This is a genomic window from Ventosimonas gracilis, assembly GCF_001580025.1.
Lineage (GTDB): Bacteria > Pseudomonadota > Gammaproteobacteria > Pseudomonadales > Pseudomonadaceae > Ventosimonas > Ventosimonas gracilis.
On sequence record NZ_LSZO01000112.1, the window covers coordinates 13,956 to 30,186 of the forward strand.

Below are 16,231 nucleotides of genomic sequence, written 5' to 3' on the forward strand. Positions count from 1 at the left end.
TTTTTTTGGAAATCCTATGCTGCAAAATATTCGTGACAACTCCCAAGGCTGGATTGCCAAAACCATCATCGGCGTTATTGTTCTATTGCTGTCATTGACCGGTTTTGAGGCTATTTTTGGCGGTTTCAGAAGCGGCTCGTTGGCGGCCAAAGTCAACGGTGAAGCCATCAGCCAGAACGAACTGGAGCAAGCCGTACAGATACAAGCAGCGCAGCTCGCGCAGCAACTGAGCGAGCGTTTGGGGGTTAATTTTGATGCCTCAAGATTGGATGAAAAAGAACTGCGCGAGAGTGCACTGCGCGGTTTGATTGAACGTCGCCTGCTGCTGCAAAACGCATCAGAAGAAAAACTGCGTTTTTCAGCCCAATCATTAGACCAGTTGATTTTGCAAACGCCGGAGTTTCAGCAAGACGGCAAATTCAGTGCCGAACGCTTTGACCAAGCCGTACGCAGCATGGGCTACAGCCGCATGCAATACCGCAGCCTGCTGGAAGCCGAGATGCTGATTGCGCAAATGCGCTTGGGATGGGTCAGCAGCGGCTTTGTGACCGATGAAGAAGTTCAGGCGTTCGCCCGTCTGGAGCGACAGACCCGTAGCTTTGCCAGCCTGCGCTTTGCCACTGAGCCAGAGCAGGTCAAGGTCAGCGATGAAGACATCCGCGCTTGGTACCAGGCGCACCCTGACGACTACATGAGTCCAGAACAGGTTGTCGTTCAATACCTTGAACTGAAAAAACAAGACTTTGCCGAACGCGCCGCCCCGAGCGAAGAAGCACTGCAAGCAGCCTATCAACGCGAAATCGCAAGCCTTGCCGAGCAACGCAATGCGGCACATATCCTGATTGAAGTGAGCAATAAGCTAAATGACGCACAGGCCAAAGCCAAAATCGAGAGTATTGCCGAACGTTTGGCTAAAGGCGAAGACTTTGCCGCGCTAGCCAAAGCATTTTCCGATGACACAGGCTCGGCAGACGAGGGCGGCGAACTGGGCTATGCCGGACGCGGCGTGTACGAGACGCCTTTTGAGCAAGCACTCTACTCACTTAAAGTCGGTGAAGTTTCCGCGCCGGTACGCACCGATTATGGCTGGCACCTGATTAAACTCTTGGCCGAGCCTAAAGTGCCGAGCTTTGCCAGCCTCAAGGCAAAACTTGAACAAGACATTAAAGCGCAGCAAGCCGCGCAGGATTTTGCACAGGCCAAGCGCTCGCTGGAAGCTGCCGCCTTTGAAGCCGCCGATTTGGCGCAACCGGCGCAAGAATTTAATCTTGCCATCCAAACCACGGAAGCTTTTGGCCGCGACGGTGGCGAAGGCATTGCCAGTCACCAGGATGTAGTACAAGCCGCCTGGAGCACTGATGTACTGGAAGAAGGCAGCAACAGCAAGCTGATTGACCTTGATGCTGATACTGCTTTAGTGCTCCGTGTAAAAGAGCACCAAAAATCTGAACCACTGGCTTTTGAGCAAGTCGCAAGCCAAATCCGCAAGCAACTAACCGCACAGCGCGCCCAGGAGCAAGCCAAGGAAAAGGGCGAACAACGCCTTAAGCAGTTGCGTGAAGGCAATAGGGATGCTCTTGAGGGTGAAACTTGGCAACAGGTTGAAAACGCCTCGCGCAATCAAGAAGGCGTTGATCCATTGCTGCTGCAAACCCTGTTCCGCCTGCCGCATCCTCAGTCAGCCGATAAGCCAGAGTTTTCCGGCATTACACTGGATAACGGCGACTACCTGATCGTGCGGCTTTCCTCGGTTAATGAGCCAGAAGTACTGCTTGCTGCCGAAGAAAAAACCTTCTACCAACAAGCCCTCGCCTCACGCCGTGGCGCAGAAGACTTTGCCGCTTTCCGCCAGCAGTTACAACAACAGGCGAAGATAAAGCGTTATTAAATTGAAAAAGCGGTGTTTACACCGCTTTTTTATTGGGGTTTATGTTTGCAGAAGTATTTGTTATATCAACCACTATTACCGTCTAAATTTATATCTAGATGACTGGCAGCAGTTTGCTTGATGTTTTAGTGGCATTTTGCCAATGCTTAGCCCGGTGTTACGAGTCAAGTGGTCTGTTAAGTGGATTCAGGCGCTAAGTATTTATTGATTATGGCTATAAGAAAGTTGGTAATTATTACCAATAGTTTAATCGACTTGACTTTATTTAATGTAGATTTATAAGAACAATTCAGAACAGTATCTTTACATTGCTGCCTTGCGTTGAATGATTATGAAGCAGTCAGAGCAATATCACCTGGGGAAGGAAGTCGGTTCCACCGGGGGTTAGTTGTATGCTCGATGCCGCTAGTGGTTGGGAATTTTCCCGTACCCCGTAGTGGGGCTACTTAAGTGACCGATTATGCCGACCAATGGAATGACAGGAACCAAAGCAGGCTTGATGAAGCCGCTTTTGACAAGCCTTGTAGTGTTGGCAATTTGTCTGCCGCCCTTCCCCGTCTTTGCTGATTCTGAAGACGATTACGACAATCTCATTCGGCGTGCCCGTGCCGGGGATACTGCCCCCGCGCTCCACTTGCTGCGGCAGATGGGGACGACGGCTTCGCTGCAAAAGCGCTTTGACCATATCCTGATTGCCTCTTGGGACAATCGGCCTGCCGAGGTGCTGGATGTTTACCAGCGCTTACCCAAGCAAGTAGCACTGCCCGCTGCAGTACAAATAGCTGCTGCCCGTGCTTGGCGCGACCAAAAGCGCTGGACACAATCCTTGGCGATATGGCGTGCTGGGTTACACCAACATCCAGAACAGCAGGCAACCTTTGCCGCCGGTCTAATCATGACGCTAAATGATGCAGGGCAATCGGACGATGCGATAAACAACGGTCAATACTGGGTCAAGCGCCTGCCGCAAAGTTCAGACCTGCGCTTGGCACTCGCCTATGCCTACAACTTGCAGAACCGCCCATTTGATGCGTTGTATCAAGCCGATAAAGCACTGCAACTTGCTCAACAAGCACCTTGGGTGCAGAGCGAATATGTCCGCTCGCTGCAACGGGCGGGGCTTCCTGAACAAGCATTGGAGCATGCAAGAAAGTATCCCGGACGTTTTACTGCAGCACAGATGCGGGCACTGGAAGGCGATGCGGCGGCTGTGCAGACACGTCTTGCCGCCATGCCGAGTCGCAGCGAAAGCGAGCGCTTTGTTATTGCCGACCGCGTGTTGGCTCGTTACGACCAATTGATGAAGGCCTGGCAAAGACTGGGTGGTGAGGCTGCTGCTGACTTGCGCCGTATCCGCGTTGACCGGTTAAGCGCATTACACGCCCGTGTTCGTATGCAAGAAGTGGTGGATGAATACGAGAAATTGCACGCTGAAGGTGTGCAAATACCCGTTTGGGCACTTTCCAATGTCGCTTCTGCCTATCTTTATATCCGTAAGCCCGAGCAGGCTCGGGATCTTTACCGTGCGGTACTGGCGGTATTGGAGGCTGATAACGGTAATGGACAAGTAGAGCATGAAGATTCACTGTTTTTATTGGAAAATAGAACCGGTCTCTATTACGCCCTGACCGAGACGGAGGAGTTTGAGCAAATTCCACCATTACTGGCTCGCATGGAGAGTAGCCAAGCCCCTTCACTGGTGGTCAGTGGTGCGGCAAGACCGCCATCCAACCCGCTGTATCTGGATACCCGCATCGTTGCCGCACAGGCCAGTCTGTATGCAGACGATACGCCGGATGCGCAGCAGAAGATGGAAAGTATGCTGCAGAACGCACCCAATAACACGGCGTTATACACCGGACTGGCAGGGGTTTATCAGGCACGCCTACAGCCACGAAAAGCCGAACGTCAACTTAAGTTGGCAGAAACACTGGAGCCAACGAACTTGGCGGTAGAAACCGAACAAGGATTTGTTGCGCTGGATTTACAGGAATGGCGGCAGGCTGAAGAACTCAGTCAAGACACCATCCATCGTTACCCCGAGAATTTGCAAGCGCGCCGTCTGGCACGCTTGTGGGCAGTACAGAATATGGCGGAGCTGCGCATCAGCGGTTGGCGCGGCTTGGCCTCGGATAGTCCAGTGTCCGGCAGTGGTGGTTTTGGCATTGATGCCGTGCTCTATTCATCTCCGCTTGACTATAACTGGCGAGTTTTTGGCGGTGTAGGTTATGCCGAAGGCAAATATGAAGAAGGTCACGGCTATTACAATTGGCAACGCGCCGGTGTGGAGTGGCGCAGTCGTGACTGGTGGGTCGAAGGAGAGGTTTCCTCCAACCGCTATGGCTATGGTGCCAAACCGGGTTTGCGCCTTTCGACCAGCTATGACCTTGACGATTATTGGCAGATTGGTGGTGAAGTTGCACAGCGGTCACGTGAAACGCCACTGAGGGCGCTGCGCAGTAATATCTACTCAAATGCCGTGGATTCCTATGTACGCTGGCGTGCCAATGAACGGCGTGAATGGCGACTGGGCTTTTCACCCACTCATTTCAGTGACGACAATAACCGTTGGTCACTCAATCTGGACGGTAACGAGCGCGTTTATACCAAGCCACACCTGAAGCTCGACCTGTTGTTTGGAGCTTATACCCAGTACAACAGCGGAAATGAAGACCGTCCCTACTTCAATCCAAAGAGCGATTTGATGCTGCTGCCCGGCCTGCGTGCTACGCATATTTTGAACCGGCGCTATGAAAATGTTTGGGAGCAGTTCGCAACTCTCTCTGCAGGGGCTTACAACCAGCAAGGTGAAGGTAGCGATGGCGTACTAGGGCTTAGCTATGGGCAACGGTATCGGCACAACGATGTGCTGGAAATCGGTGCCAGCTTAAATGCCTTGAGTCGCCCTTATGACGGTGAGCGCGAGAACGAGCTGAGCCTGTCGTTTGATCTTAATTACCGTTTCTGAAGAGACAGTACATGAGCGTAATAACCCCACGTTGCATTTTGACGCACCTGCTTATTTGGCTGGCATGTTTCTTGGCCGCTTGTTCCAAAGACATTCCACGCTACGCCCCGCCTTCTGAACGTCCACTGGCAGCATTCGACAAGCCTTGGTTGCCTGAACGCTTTCTGACATTGTGCTATCACGATGTGGAAGACGAGTATCCCGACCAGACTTTCTTAAGTGTGCGCAGCGACCATTTGGTTGAACAGCTTGCTTGGTTGCATGAGAATGGTTACCAGGCAGTTTCCATTGACCAGATTCTGGAGGCTAGGGCAGGCCGCAAAGCCCTGCCGGAAAAGTCGGTGCTGCTGACCTTTGATGATGGTTACAGTAGTTTTTACACGCGAGTACTGCCCATACTCAAGGCTTGGAACTGGCCAGCGGTACTCGCGCCTGTCGGCGTTTGGATGGATACCCCGGCGAACCAGCAGGTCAATTTTGGCGGTCAATTAACCGAGCGCGAACGCTTTTTAAATTGGACTCAGATTGCAGAAATTGCCCGCAGTGGTCTGGTTGAAATTGCCGCCCATACCGACCATTCGCACTACGGCATTATCGCCAACCCACAAGGCAATACCCAACCGGCAGCGGCAAGTCGTGCGTTTGACAGCAAGCTCGGTCGTTACGAGACCGATGCAGAATTCAGCGCTCGCATGAAAGCGGATGTTGCCGCCATTACTGAAAAAATCCGCCGTGTCACTGGCAAGAAACCAAGGGTTTGGGTTTGGCCTTATGGTGCAGCCAGAGGCACTACCTTGCAGATTGCCGCTGAAGACGGCTACCAGATAGCAATGGTGTTGGATGATGCCTTGAGCAACTTAAATACGCTCATGTCCACCTCGCGCGTGATGCCAGCCAACGCACCCGGCTTGCAAGAATTTGCCCGCAGCAACGTGATTGAGGCGGAAGCTTCCCCACTCATGCGGGTGGCGCATGTGGATTTGGATTACGTCTATGACCCCGACCCGGTGCAAACCAATCGCAACCTGGATGAGCTGGTGCAGCGGATTTTTGACATGCAGATTACCACTGTATTTCTGCAAGCCTTTGCTGACCCGGGTGCTGATGGTTTGGTGCGTTCGGTTTATTTTCCCAATCGCCATTTACCGATGCGTGCCGACTTATTCAATCGGGTGGCTTGGCAATTGCGCAACCGCGCACAGGTTGAGGTTTATGCCTGGATGCCGGTACTGGCGATCGACTTGGATGCAAAGCTGCCGCGCGTACTGAAAATGGATGCACAAACTGGGGCGGCGGCAGTGGATAAGAAACAATACTTGAGATTGTCGCCTTTTGATGCACGGGTACGTCAGCAAGTCGGTGAACTCTATGAGGATTTGGCCGGATACGCCACCTTTGATGGAATATTGTTCCATGATGATGCGCTCTTGGGCGACTATGAGGATGCCAGCCCTGCGGCATTGGACGTTTACCGGCAAGCTGGTTTTGGGCAGATTGCCAGTATTCATGGCAATATCCGCCAGATGCAGGCGTGGACTCGCTTCAAGAGCCGTTATCTCATCCGCTTTACCCAAGAGCTTGCCGATAAAGTACGCGCTGTGCGCGGACCACAAATTAAAACCGCACGCAATATCTACGCACGCCCCATCCTGGAGCCGAACAGTGAGGCCTGGTTTGCACAGAACCTGGATGACTTTTTGTCCGCCTACGACTGGGTCGCTCCAATGGCCATGCCAAGAATGGAAAATATTCACAATAAAGAAGAAAACGCTTGGCTGGATCGGCTGGTAGACAATGTTGCCAAGCGTCCGGGGGCACTGGATAAAACCGTGTTTGAACTACAGGCTCGTGATTGGCGCAACCAGAGTTCGATTGACAGCAGGGTGCTGGCAAGTTGGATGCAGCGTCTGCAACTGCGCGGCGCACGCAACTTTGGCTATTATCCGGACGACTTTTCCTCCAACCATCCTGAGCTGAAAGTTATACGCTCGGTAATTTCTTCTGCTTGGTATCCCTTTTACTGAGTATTTAAGATGAATAACCGTTTGCTGGCTTTACTGATCTTCATCATCGTATTGGGAATGCCGTTCGGTATTCTTTTGACGCTGAACATCGATACACTGCTGAACTTTCTGTTTTTCTACCCCATGTTTATGTCCGGATTATGGATAGCGGGTGGTCTTTATTTCTGGTGGCACTGGGAGAGTAAATGGGGTTGGGGTGAAGCGCGCGAAGTGCCGAAACTGTCCGGCAATCCCTTGGTCTCGATTTTGATACCTTGCCATAATGAAGTTGAAAATGCTGAAGAAACCCTGTTGTCCGCGTTGTACCAGAACTATTCCAATATTGAAGTTATCGCCATCAATGATGGCTCCACCGATGGTAGCGGTGAGTTGCTTAACCGCATGGCATTGCAACATGAACGTCTGCGCATAGTGCATCTGGCGCATAATCAGGGTAAAGCCATGGCGCTGCGCATGGGCGCATTGGCGGCACGCAGTGATTACTTGGTGTGCATTGATGGTGATGCCATGCTGGATGTCGATGCGGTCAGTTACTTGGTTGCACCTTTGCTGAAACTCCCGCGCGTTGGAGCCGTAACCGGCAATCCGCGTATTCGCACACGCTCTACTTTGATAGGACAGATTCAAGTCGGTGAATTTTCTTCCATCATTGGTCTTATCAAACGTACCCAGCGCGTTTATGGGCAGGTATTTACCGTCTCAGGGGTGGTCGCCGCTTTTCGCCGTTCGGCGCTCGACCGTATAGGTTACTGGGATCTTGACATGATTACCGAGGACATCGACATCAGTTGGAAACTACAGCGTGATCACTGGTCGGTTTTTTACGAACCGCGTGCGCTGTGCTGGATTCTGATGCCAGAAACTTTGCGCGGCCTGTGGAGGCAACGCCTACGCTGGGCACAGGGTGGCGCAGAAGTATTTTTGAAAAACTTGAATATCGTGTGGCACTGGAGAAATCGCCGCCTGTGGCCTTTGGTATTGGAATACTGCATGTCGGTTTTCTGGGCCTTTACCTTTGCTATTTCCATCCTGCTTTGGTTAATTAACAAGGTAGTGGTATTGCCGGACTTTCTCTATGTTGCCGCGATAATACCGCCAGGTTTTACCGGCATGATGCTCGCCGTAACCTGCTTGGCGCAGTTCACTACCAGTATTTTGATAGATAGCCGCTATGAACCGGAACTTCCGCATTCCTTATATTGGATTGTTTGGTATCCACTCGCCTATTGGATGCTGAGTCTGTCTACCACCTTGGTCAGTTTTGCCAAAGTGATGCTGCGCAATAAGCCGCACCAGCAAGCACGCTGGATAAGCCCGGACCGCGGTATTAAGCCTCCGAGGGCGATATGATTATTACCACTAAACGCTCAAATCTTAGGTATTTTTTGGATATTTTGCTTACCGCACTGGGATGGCTGTTTTTTATTTATCTATTTTTTGCCGGTATTGTTGCCATCTTAAGTGGTGGTATGCAAGGGCCTCACATACCGTTGGTGTTGCCTGAATTTTTAACTTCAGCACAATCAGTGATTAGTTATGTCATTATTGCTTTAATTAACGCCAATCTGTTGATTGGTTGGGCAGTTTACAACCAATTTCGCTTTACTGGCAAAGACCGCCGCAAGCCCCCGCAACCACTTACACCACTGCAACTGCAAAAAAGTTTTGCCTTGTCGCCTGCTTTGTTTGACGATGTACAAAATGCCGATGTAATGGTGATTTACCATGAAGAAAATAACATGATAGGTATTATCGATATTATTAATGAAAGCCCTGAGTCAGATACTGACCTTAAAAATATCCCAAAAACAGCAAAGAAAATAACCGTACCTATTTAATGCAAGTTGTTTTTAAATGACGCCTATTGTGCGTAATTGTGCAATTTCTGCTGAAGATAATCCCAATAATTCAGTCAGTAGATGCTCAGTATGTTCGCCCAGTTGCGGTGCTGCACTGTGGTAGGAGACCGGGCTTTTTGATAAGCGTAGCGGGCTGGCTACTTGCGGGACACTGCCAAAGGTTGGGTGGGGCAAGTCAAGATGCAGTCCCCTCGCTTTAACCTGCTCGTTGGCAAATACCTGCTGCAAATTATTAATCGGCCCACAAGGTACGCTGGCCGCTTCCAATAGCGTTATCCAGTTCGCAGTGGTTTTAAATACCGTACGTTGGCGCAGCAGGGGAATTAACTCGCTGCGATTTTTAACCCGTGCGGCATTGGTTGCAAAATCGGGGTTATCCGCCAAATGGATACAATCCGCCAATTCACAAAATGCACGGAACTGGCGGTCATTACCAATCGCCAAAATCATATTGCCGTCAGCCGTGGGAAAATCCTGATAAGGCACAATATTAGGGTGCGCGTTGCCAAGGCGTTTTGGCGATTGACCACTGACTAAATAATTCATCGCCTGATTGGCAAGACAGGCGACTTGCACATCCAATAGCGCCATATCAATGTGCTGGCCTTCACCGGTTTTTTCACGCTGAACCAGTGCGGCAAGAATGCCGATGGCCGAATAAAGTCCGCATTGAATATCGGTTAAAGCCACGCCGACTTTCATCGGTCCGCCGCCTTCTTCAGTATCGGGATGGCCGGTTAAACTCATTAAGCCGCCCATACCTTGAATCATAAAATCATAACCGGCGCGTTTAGCATAAGGGCCGTTTTGACCAAAGCCGGTAATGGAGCAGTAAATCAGTTTCGGGTTAATGGCTTTTAATGATGGATAATCAAGGCCATAAGCGGCCAGTCCGCCGACTTTAAAGTTTTCAATCAATACATCGGATTGTTTGGCAAGCGCTATTGCCAGTTGCTGTCCTTCTTTTTGCGTAAAATCCAATGTGATGGACTGTTTATTACGATTGGCACAGTGATAATAAGCCGCCTCTTGGCCATCAACGCCATCTGGGTCTTTAACAAAAGGCGGCCCCCAGCCGCGGGTATCGTCGCCACTGCCGGGGCGTTCTACTTTTATCACCTCTGCCCCTAAATCGGCCAATATCTGGCCGGCCCAGGGGCCTGCCAGAATACGCGATAAATCCAATACACGAATACCCGAAAGTGCGGACATAACAGCCTCTTTTTTAACAGAACGCCTGCAAACCGGTTTGTGCACGCCCCAAAATCAGCGCGTGAATATCGTGGGTGCCTTCGTAGGTGTTGACCACTTCCAGATTAACCAAGTGCCGTGCAATACCAAATTCGTCGCTGATGCCATTGCCGCCCAGCATGTCACGAGCGCTACGGGCAATGTCGAGTGACTTGCCACAACTATTGCGCTTCATGATGGAGGTGATTTCAACCGCAGCGCTGCCTTCATCCTTCATCCGGCCAAGACGCAGACAGCCTTGCAGGCCAAGACAAATTTCCGTCTGCATGTCGGCGAGTTTCTTTTGGATAAGCTGGTTTTGCGCCAGCGGACGGCCAAACTGCTTGCGCTCCAGCACATATTGGCGCGCCCGTAGCCAGCAGTCTTCCGCCGCGCCCAGTGCCCCCCAGGCAATGCCGTAGCGGGCGGAGTTAAGACAGGTAAAAGGCCCACGCAGACCACGTACATCGGGGAAGGCGTTTTCTTCGGGGACGAATACTTCATCCATCACGACTTCGCCGGTAATCGAAGCACGCAGCCCCACTTTGCCGTGCAGCGCCGGAGCGGTTAAGCCTTTAAAGCCTTTTTCCAGTACAAAACCGCGAATTTTGCCTTCGTCGTCTTTTGCCCAGACAACAAATACATCGGCAATTGGGCTGTTGGTAATCCAGGTTTTGCTGCCGGATAAGGAGTAACCGCCTTCCACTTTGCGCGCGCGGGTCGCCATGCTGCCGGGGTCTGAGCCATGATTGGGTTCGGTCAAACCAAAGCAGCCAATCAGCTGGCCACTGGCCAGTTTTGGCAGATATTTTTGCCTGGTCGCTTCACTGCCGAACTCATAGATCGGCAGCATGACCAAGGACGACTGCACGCTCATCATCGAGCGGTAGCCTGAATCCACGCGTTCGATTTCACGGGCAATCAGGCCGTAGCTCACGTAATTTAAGCCACTGCCGCCGTATTGTTCGGGTAGTGTTGCGCCGAGCAGACCCAGTTCGCCCATTTCACGAAAGATGGCCGGGTCGGTTTTTTCTTCGCGGAAGGCTTGCAGCACACGAGGAGCCAGTTTGTCTTCGGCATAACTGCGAGCCGTTTCACGCAGCAGGCGTTCTTCTTCAGAAAGCTGCGCATCCAATAGCAGCGGGTCTTGCCAGTTAAAAGCAGCTTGCATTGTGTTCTCCTTGGATTTTATTGGAAGCACCATCAATAAAAGGGATGCTAAGCACTGCGCAGCGGCTGGACAAGCGAGAATTTTGCACATTATTGTGCGTTTTTTGCATTCTGGAATCGCCCATGCGTCGCAAAATCCCAAGTACTGCGGCACTGCTCGCCTTTGAGGCCGCCGCCCGCCAGCAGAGTTTTACCCGCGCGGCAGAAGAACTCGCCCTGACGCAAAGCGCGGTTTGCAGGCAGATTGCGGCGCTGGAAACGTTTTTGGGCTGCGAGTTATTCCGCCGAACCCAGCGTGGCGTAAAACTAACCGAAGCAGGACTTGCCTACAGCCGTAAAGTCACTGCACAACTGGATGGCTTGGAACGTGACTGCCTCGCCATGCGCCGTCCACAAGGTATGGTGAGTTTGGAGCTGGCTGTGGTGCCGACCTTTGCCACACAGTGGCTGTTACCAAGACTGACCGATTTTGGGCTGCGCTATCCGCAAACCAGCCTGAATTTAACCACCCGCACTCGCCCGTTTTTGTTTGCCGCAACGGATTTTGACGCGGCGATTTACTCCGGCGATGGTGACTGGCCGGGTACGCAGGCGCATTTTTTATTACATGAGGCGTTACTGCCGGTGGCAAGTCCTGCATTACTGGCAGGCTTGTCCGCCCCCATCAATGCAGCGCAGCTTGCACGCTTGCCCTTGTTGCAGCAGAGCACCCGCCCGCACGCCTGGCGGCAGTGGTTTGCCGCACAAGGCGTGAATGTGGCGCAAGATTTGCACGGGCCGCGCTTGGAATTGTTCTCCATGCTGGCGCAAGCGGCTTGTCACGGGCTGGGCGCTGCACTGATTCCACCGTTGCTGATTCAACAGGAACTGGCCGATGGGCGCTTGCAAATCCTGATGGATGCGCCACTTACCGATGAAAACCGCGCCTATTACCTGATCATTCCCGAACGCAAGGCGCAAGTTGCAGCGCTTTGTGCGTTGCGTGATTGGCTGGTAGGGCAGGCGAGGGAGCGAGCCTAGGGTCTGTTCCCGCTTCAAACGTGGCCGCGACGGAGGCAGATTTTACGCGCGGCAAGGCGCGAGAAGAGAAATTTGCTCATGCAAATGAACGACGAGCAACACAGCGGCGCGCAAAATCTGCCCCGTCCCTTCGGGCTGCGCGCAAAATTTCGCCATACGTTGTTGCAGCATTTGCCAAGGTTGTACACATTGGCTGCATGCTGCGCCTAGTCTGGCGAAATTTTGAGCAGCAGCGCGGCTCGCGTTTGAAGCGGGAGCAGACCCTAGCTGCGCAGCAACTGCTCGCGTAGTGCTTTGATTTCATCACGCACGCGGGCGGCCGCTTCAAATTCGAGGTCGCGGGCGTGTTGCAGCATTTGTGTTTCCAGTTGGCTAATGCGTTTGTCGATTTCTGCAGGCGTACGTAGCGCAGCGTTATATTCAAGGCTTTCGATATGGGCGATTTTAGCTTTGCGCTTGGCGGTGCGTGCGCCCGGCGTCATTGCGCCTTCAAGAATGTCGCGCACGTCTTTTTGCACGCCATGCGGCACTATGCCGTGCGCCTTGTTAAAGGCCATTTGCTTGGCGCGGCGACGTTCGGTCTCATCAATGGCGCGACGCATTGAGCCGGTGATGTTATCGGCATAAAGAATGGCTTTGCCGTGCAGGTTACGCGCGGCGCGGCCAATGGTTTGGATCAGTGAACGCTCACTGCGCAAAAAGCCTTCCTTGTCGGCATCCAAAATCGCAACGAGTGAGACTTCTGGCATATCCAGGCCTTCGCGCAGCAGGTTAATGCCGACCAGTGCGTCGAACAGGCCAGTGCGCAGGTCGCGGATAATTTCCACGCGCTCGACCGTGTCGATGTCCGAATGCAAATAACGTACTTTGACCTGATGGTCGCTTAAGTAATCGGTCAAGTCTTCGGCCATGCGCTTGGTCAAAGTCGTCACCAGCACGCGTTCGCCCGCCGCGCTGCGCTGCCTGATTTGCGAGAGCAAATCGTCCACTTGGGTTTTCGCCGGACGGACTTCAATTTGCGGGTCAACCAAGCCGGTAGGGCGTACCACTTGCTCGATAACACGCCCGGCGTGTTCGGCTTCATAAGCACCTGGCGTTGCCGAAACAAAAATCACTTGTGGGCTGACGGCTTCCCATTCCTCAAAACGCAGTGGACGATTATCCAATGCTGAAGGCAGACGAAAGCCGTATTCCACCAAGGTTTCCTTGCGCGAACGGTCGCCTTTAAACATCGCGCCGACTTGCGGCACGCTCACATGTGATTCATCAATAATCAGCAGCGCGTTATCCGGCAGATAATCGTACAAGGTCGGCGGCGGCTCGCCCGCTGCGCGACCGGATAAATAGCGCGAGTAGTTTTCGATACCGGCGCAGTAGCCCACTTCCAAAATCATTTCCAAATCAAAACGGGTACGCTGTTCGAGGCGCTGCGCTTCCAACAAGCGGCCATTTTCACGCAACAGATGCAGGCGTTGCTTTAATTCTTCTTTAATGGCTTCTACTGCCGCCAATAGCGTTTCACGTGGAGTAACGTAGTGGGTTTTCGGATAAAAAGTAAAGCGCGGCAGTTTTTTTAATAGTTCACCGGTTAATGGGTCAAAAGCCGTTAGGCTTTCAACTTCATCATCAAATAGATCAATGCGAATGGCTGCTAAATCCGATTCCGCCGGAAACACATCAATCACATCGCCACGAACGCGAAAACTGGCACGGGCAAAATCAATTTCATTACGGCTATAGTGCAATTCAGTGAGACGGCGCAGTAAATCACGTTGGCCAATTTTATCGCCCCTCGATAAATGCAGCACCATTTTTAAATATTCTTCGGGGCTGCCCAAGCCGTAAATGGAAGAAACGGTACAAACCACAATGACATCAGGCCGTTCAATCAGCGCTTTAGTGGCCGATAAACGCATTTGCTCGATATGGTCGTTAATCGATGCGTCTTTTTCGATAAAAGTATCTGAGGCCGGAACATAAGCCTCCGGCTGGTAATAGTCATAATAAGAAACAAAATACTCGACCGCGTTATGCGGAAAAAACGCCTTAAACTCGCCATAAAGCTGCGCCGCCAGTGTTTTATTGGGCGCAAGCACCAGCGCAGGGCGCTGCACCTTGGCAATAACATTGGCAATACTGAAGGTTTTGCCGGAGCCGGTTACGCCGAGCAGGGTCTGATAAGCAAGCCCTGCTTCAATGCCTTCGGCCATCAAGCGAATAGCCTCGGGCTGGTCACCCGCGGGAGCAAAGGAAGTTACCAGTTGAAAGCGGGACATAGGGCGGCGCTAAATATCGTAAAAGACAGGCAGACAGGATACTCTAAATGCGGCGCTGAAAATACGGCGAGTAGCGTTATGGCCTTCTGTTATTATTGAAGAGATACTTGCAAAAGCTATTACTATTTTTAAGTGATGCACAATAAAAACCCGGCCTTAGCGCCGGGTTTTTATTGGTGGCTTGATTAGAAGGTTAAATCCAGCGGGTATTCAACAAACAAGCGCCATTCGTTAAGATCTGACTGCCCCATGTCGGTTACGTTGTTAGAACCTCGATAAATACCATTACGCACTTTAAATGTTAAATTTTTCAATGAGCCGTCTTGAACGGTATATTTAACCTGATTATAGAAGTCGCGCTCATGGCCTTTTTTGTCATTGGTGGTTGCCGAGGATTTTTGCTCACCATAGACATAAGCCATACGCCAACTTAAACCGGCCATACCGTATTCACTAAAATCGAGCGAATAGCCAAGTTGTAGAGACTTCTCATCTTCTTGATTGAAATCAGAGAAGAACGAGTTAGCCAACCAGATAGTACCGCCGCCATCACCTACATCATAATCATACGCCCAGCTACCGGAGCTTTGTTGGTAGGCCAAAATTAAACCATGCCCACCAATATTATAGGTGCTTTGCAGGCTCCAGATAGTGTTTTTTTCTGATTGACCCGTATTGGTATATTGACTGCGATACTTGGTACGATAGTAGTTAAAATCCAACTCAACAGATTGTTCTCCGCCCAGGTCAATAGAGTGGTAGGCTCCTGCATAGAGTTTTCTGAGAGTATCTTCAACACGTGAGCCATACAGTGCGAAGGAAGTAGCGTCTTCATTAGTGGTGTAACGTGCGCCAGCAATATTGATACTCTTCAATTCACCGGGGTCACGCGAAGCAAAAGCCATTGGACTGTCTTGAGTAAAGCGCCCAATATCCACTTGCAAGCCTTCAACTTCCTGACTGGTCAGCAATGTACCGGTGAAGGACTGTGGCAGTACACGCGAGTCATCAATCGAGAGCACGGGAAGCTCTGGCATTTGATGCCCATATTTCAGCACAGTGCCGGAAAAACGCGCTTTGACTGCTGCACCAACATGCCCCCACTCATCGCGAGGAGCAAGCAGACCTTTAGAGTTTGGGCGTCTCTCGGATGCAAGGAAGCCAGACATAAGCCCTCCTTGACTGTCAGCGCCTGCTTTTCCCGCGCCTCCATCCAGGCGAACAGCCAGCAGACCAAAGGCATCCAAGCCGAAACCTACGACGCCTTGAGTAAAGCCAGATTCAAATTTACCGATAAAGCCTTGCGCCCAGGCCGCGTTGTCGGTGTCGGCCGATTTGCTCTTCCAGTCACGATTCCAGTAGGTATTGCGCAGCAGCAACTGCGCACTGGCTCCTTCGACAAAGCCTTTGGCATCGGCCTGTTTGCTCTCGGCTTCAGCCAGCGCGAGCTGGCTGCTGGCCGCAGCAACGGCCAGTGCGATAAGGCTGTGTTTCATAGCTTGCATTGTATTGCTCCTTCAATGTTGGGTATTTGCCATCGGCAAAGCCAGAATTCACCATTTGTTATGTGCAGCTTCTTTAAGCGAATGACAGTTGTAGGGGTTGCCTTCGCAATCGCGAATATACAACAGTACTTTCAAGTTTTCATCCATTAAGGCGGATTTTTTGTAAGGGTTTGGCCTTGGGAGCCTTGATCAAGGCGCTATACCGGGCTTGATAAGCTGAGTGGCCTGTATTTTACGGTATTTTGCGGCTCGCCCTGGGCAAGCCTTGGCGTTACACTGACGTTTTTCCGG

The 16,231-nt window shown here is 51.7% G+C and carries 10 protein-coding genes; 6 read left to right on the plus strand and 4 right to left on the minus strand.

What is annotated here, in order from left to right:
* The first annotated feature begins 16 nt into the window (after positions 1-16).
* The 5 genes from AXE65_RS04970 to pgaD all read left to right on the plus strand — a co-directional run bounded on the left by AXE65_RS04970 (position 17) and on the right by pgaD (position 8,718).
* Positions 17-1,888 carry a SurA N-terminal domain-containing protein gene (locus tag AXE65_RS04970; RefSeq protein ID WP_068388929.1) on the plus strand — a complete coding sequence of 624 codons (1,872 nt, stop codon included), beginning with the start codon at positions 17-19 and terminating at the stop codon, positions 1,886-1,888.
* Between the two features lie 499 nt (positions 1,889-2,387).
* Positions 2,388-4,856, plus strand: coding sequence for a poly-beta-1,6 N-acetyl-D-glucosamine export porin PgaA (pgaA, locus tag AXE65_RS04975; RefSeq protein WP_079214052.1), 2,469 nt, complete (start codon positions 2,388-2,390; stop codon positions 4,854-4,856).
* Positions 4,857-4,867: 11 nt separating this feature from the next.
* Complete coding sequence (pgaB, locus tag AXE65_RS04980) at positions 4,868-6,880, plus strand: poly-beta-1,6-N-acetyl-D-glucosamine N-deacetylase PgaB (protein WP_068388932.1); 2,013 nt, start codon at positions 4,868-4,870, stop codon at positions 6,878-6,880.
* A gap of 9 nt (positions 6,881-6,889) precedes the next feature.
* The gene (gene pgaC / locus AXE65_RS04985) at positions 6,890-8,230 is read left to right on the plus strand and encodes a poly-beta-1,6-N-acetyl-D-glucosamine synthase (protein WP_068388935.1); all 1,341 of its coding nucleotides are present in this window, start codon (positions 6,890-6,892) and stop codon (positions 8,228-8,230) included.
* A complete protein-coding gene (gene pgaD / locus AXE65_RS04990; RefSeq protein WP_068388938.1) occupies positions 8,227-8,718 on the plus strand; it encodes a poly-beta-1,6-N-acetyl-D-glucosamine biosynthesis protein PgaD in 492 nt (163 codons plus the stop codon). Before pgaC ends, pgaD begins: the two co-directional genes overlap by 4 nt.
* Before the next feature lie 12 nt (positions 8,719-8,730).
* Here the strand turns inward: pgaD and AXE65_RS04995 are convergent, their stop codons facing one another.
* On the minus strand, positions 8,731-9,951 hold the full coding sequence (locus AXE65_RS04995; protein WP_068388941.1) for a CaiB/BaiF CoA transferase family protein: 1,221 nt from the start codon (positions 9,949-9,951) through the stop codon (positions 8,731-8,733).
* Between the two features lie 13 nt (positions 9,952-9,964).
* On the minus strand, positions 9,965-11,140 hold the full coding sequence (locus AXE65_RS05000) for an acyl-CoA dehydrogenase (protein ID WP_068388945.1): 1,176 nt from the start codon (positions 11,138-11,140) through the stop codon (positions 9,965-9,967).
* 122 nt (positions 11,141-11,262) lie between these two features.
* On the opposite strand from AXE65_RS05000, the gene AXE65_RS05005 reads away from it, so the two are divergent.
* On the plus strand, positions 11,263-12,159 hold the full coding sequence (locus tag AXE65_RS05005; RefSeq protein ID WP_068388948.1) for a LysR family transcriptional regulator: 897 nt from the start codon (positions 11,263-11,265) through the stop codon (positions 12,157-12,159).
* 263 nt (positions 12,160-12,422) lie between these two features.
* On the opposite strand, the gene uvrB is transcribed toward AXE65_RS05005, so the two are convergent.
* Together uvrB and AXE65_RS05015 are read right to left on the minus strand one after the other, a co-directional pair.
* Positions 12,423-14,435 carry an excinuclease ABC subunit UvrB gene (gene uvrB / locus AXE65_RS05010; RefSeq protein WP_068388951.1) on the minus strand — a complete coding sequence of 671 codons (2,013 nt, stop codon included), beginning with the start codon at positions 14,433-14,435 and terminating at the stop codon, positions 12,423-12,425.
* Between the two features lie 185 nt (positions 14,436-14,620).
* A complete protein-coding gene (locus AXE65_RS05015; RefSeq protein ID WP_068388954.1) occupies positions 14,621-15,940 on the minus strand; it encodes an OprD family outer membrane porin in 1,320 nt (439 codons plus the stop codon).
* Positions 15,941-16,231 lie beyond the last annotated feature (291 nt).

Excerpts from the sequence above, each read along its gene's own strand:
- AXE65_RS05015 (WP_068388954.1), bottom strand. The coding sequence starts at position 15,940 with ATGCAAGCTATGAAACACAGCCTTATCGCACTGGCCGTTGCTGCGGCC.
- AXE65_RS04995 (WP_068388941.1), bottom strand. The coding sequence starts at position 9,951 with ATGTCCGCACTTTCGGGTATTCGTGTATTGGATTTATCGCGTATTCTG.
- pgaD (WP_068388938.1), top strand. The coding sequence starts at position 8,227 with ATGATTATTACCACTAAACGCTCAAATCTTAGGTATTTTTTGGATATT.
- pgaC (WP_068388935.1), top strand. The coding sequence starts at position 6,890 with ATGAATAACCGTTTGCTGGCTTTACTGATCTTCATCATCGTATTGGGA.
- AXE65_RS04970 (WP_068388929.1), top strand. The coding sequence starts at position 17 with ATGCTGCAAAATATTCGTGACAACTCCCAAGGCTGGATTGCCAAAACC.
- uvrB (WP_068388951.1), bottom strand. The coding sequence starts at position 14,435 with ATGTCCCGCTTTCAACTGGTAACTTCCTTTGCTCCCGCGGGTGACCAG.
- AXE65_RS05000 (WP_068388945.1), bottom strand. The coding sequence starts at position 11,140 with ATGCAAGCTGCTTTTAACTGGCAAGACCCGCTGCTATTGGATGCGCAG.
- AXE65_RS05005 (WP_068388948.1), top strand. The coding sequence starts at position 11,263 with ATGCGTCGCAAAATCCCAAGTACTGCGGCACTGCTCGCCTTTGAGGCC.
- pgaA (WP_079214052.1), top strand. The coding sequence starts at position 2,388 with ATGAAGCCGCTTTTGACAAGCCTTGTAGTGTTGGCAATTTGTCTGCCG.
- pgaB (WP_068388932.1), top strand. The coding sequence starts at position 4,868 with ATGAGCGTAATAACCCCACGTTGCATTTTGACGCACCTGCTTATTTGG.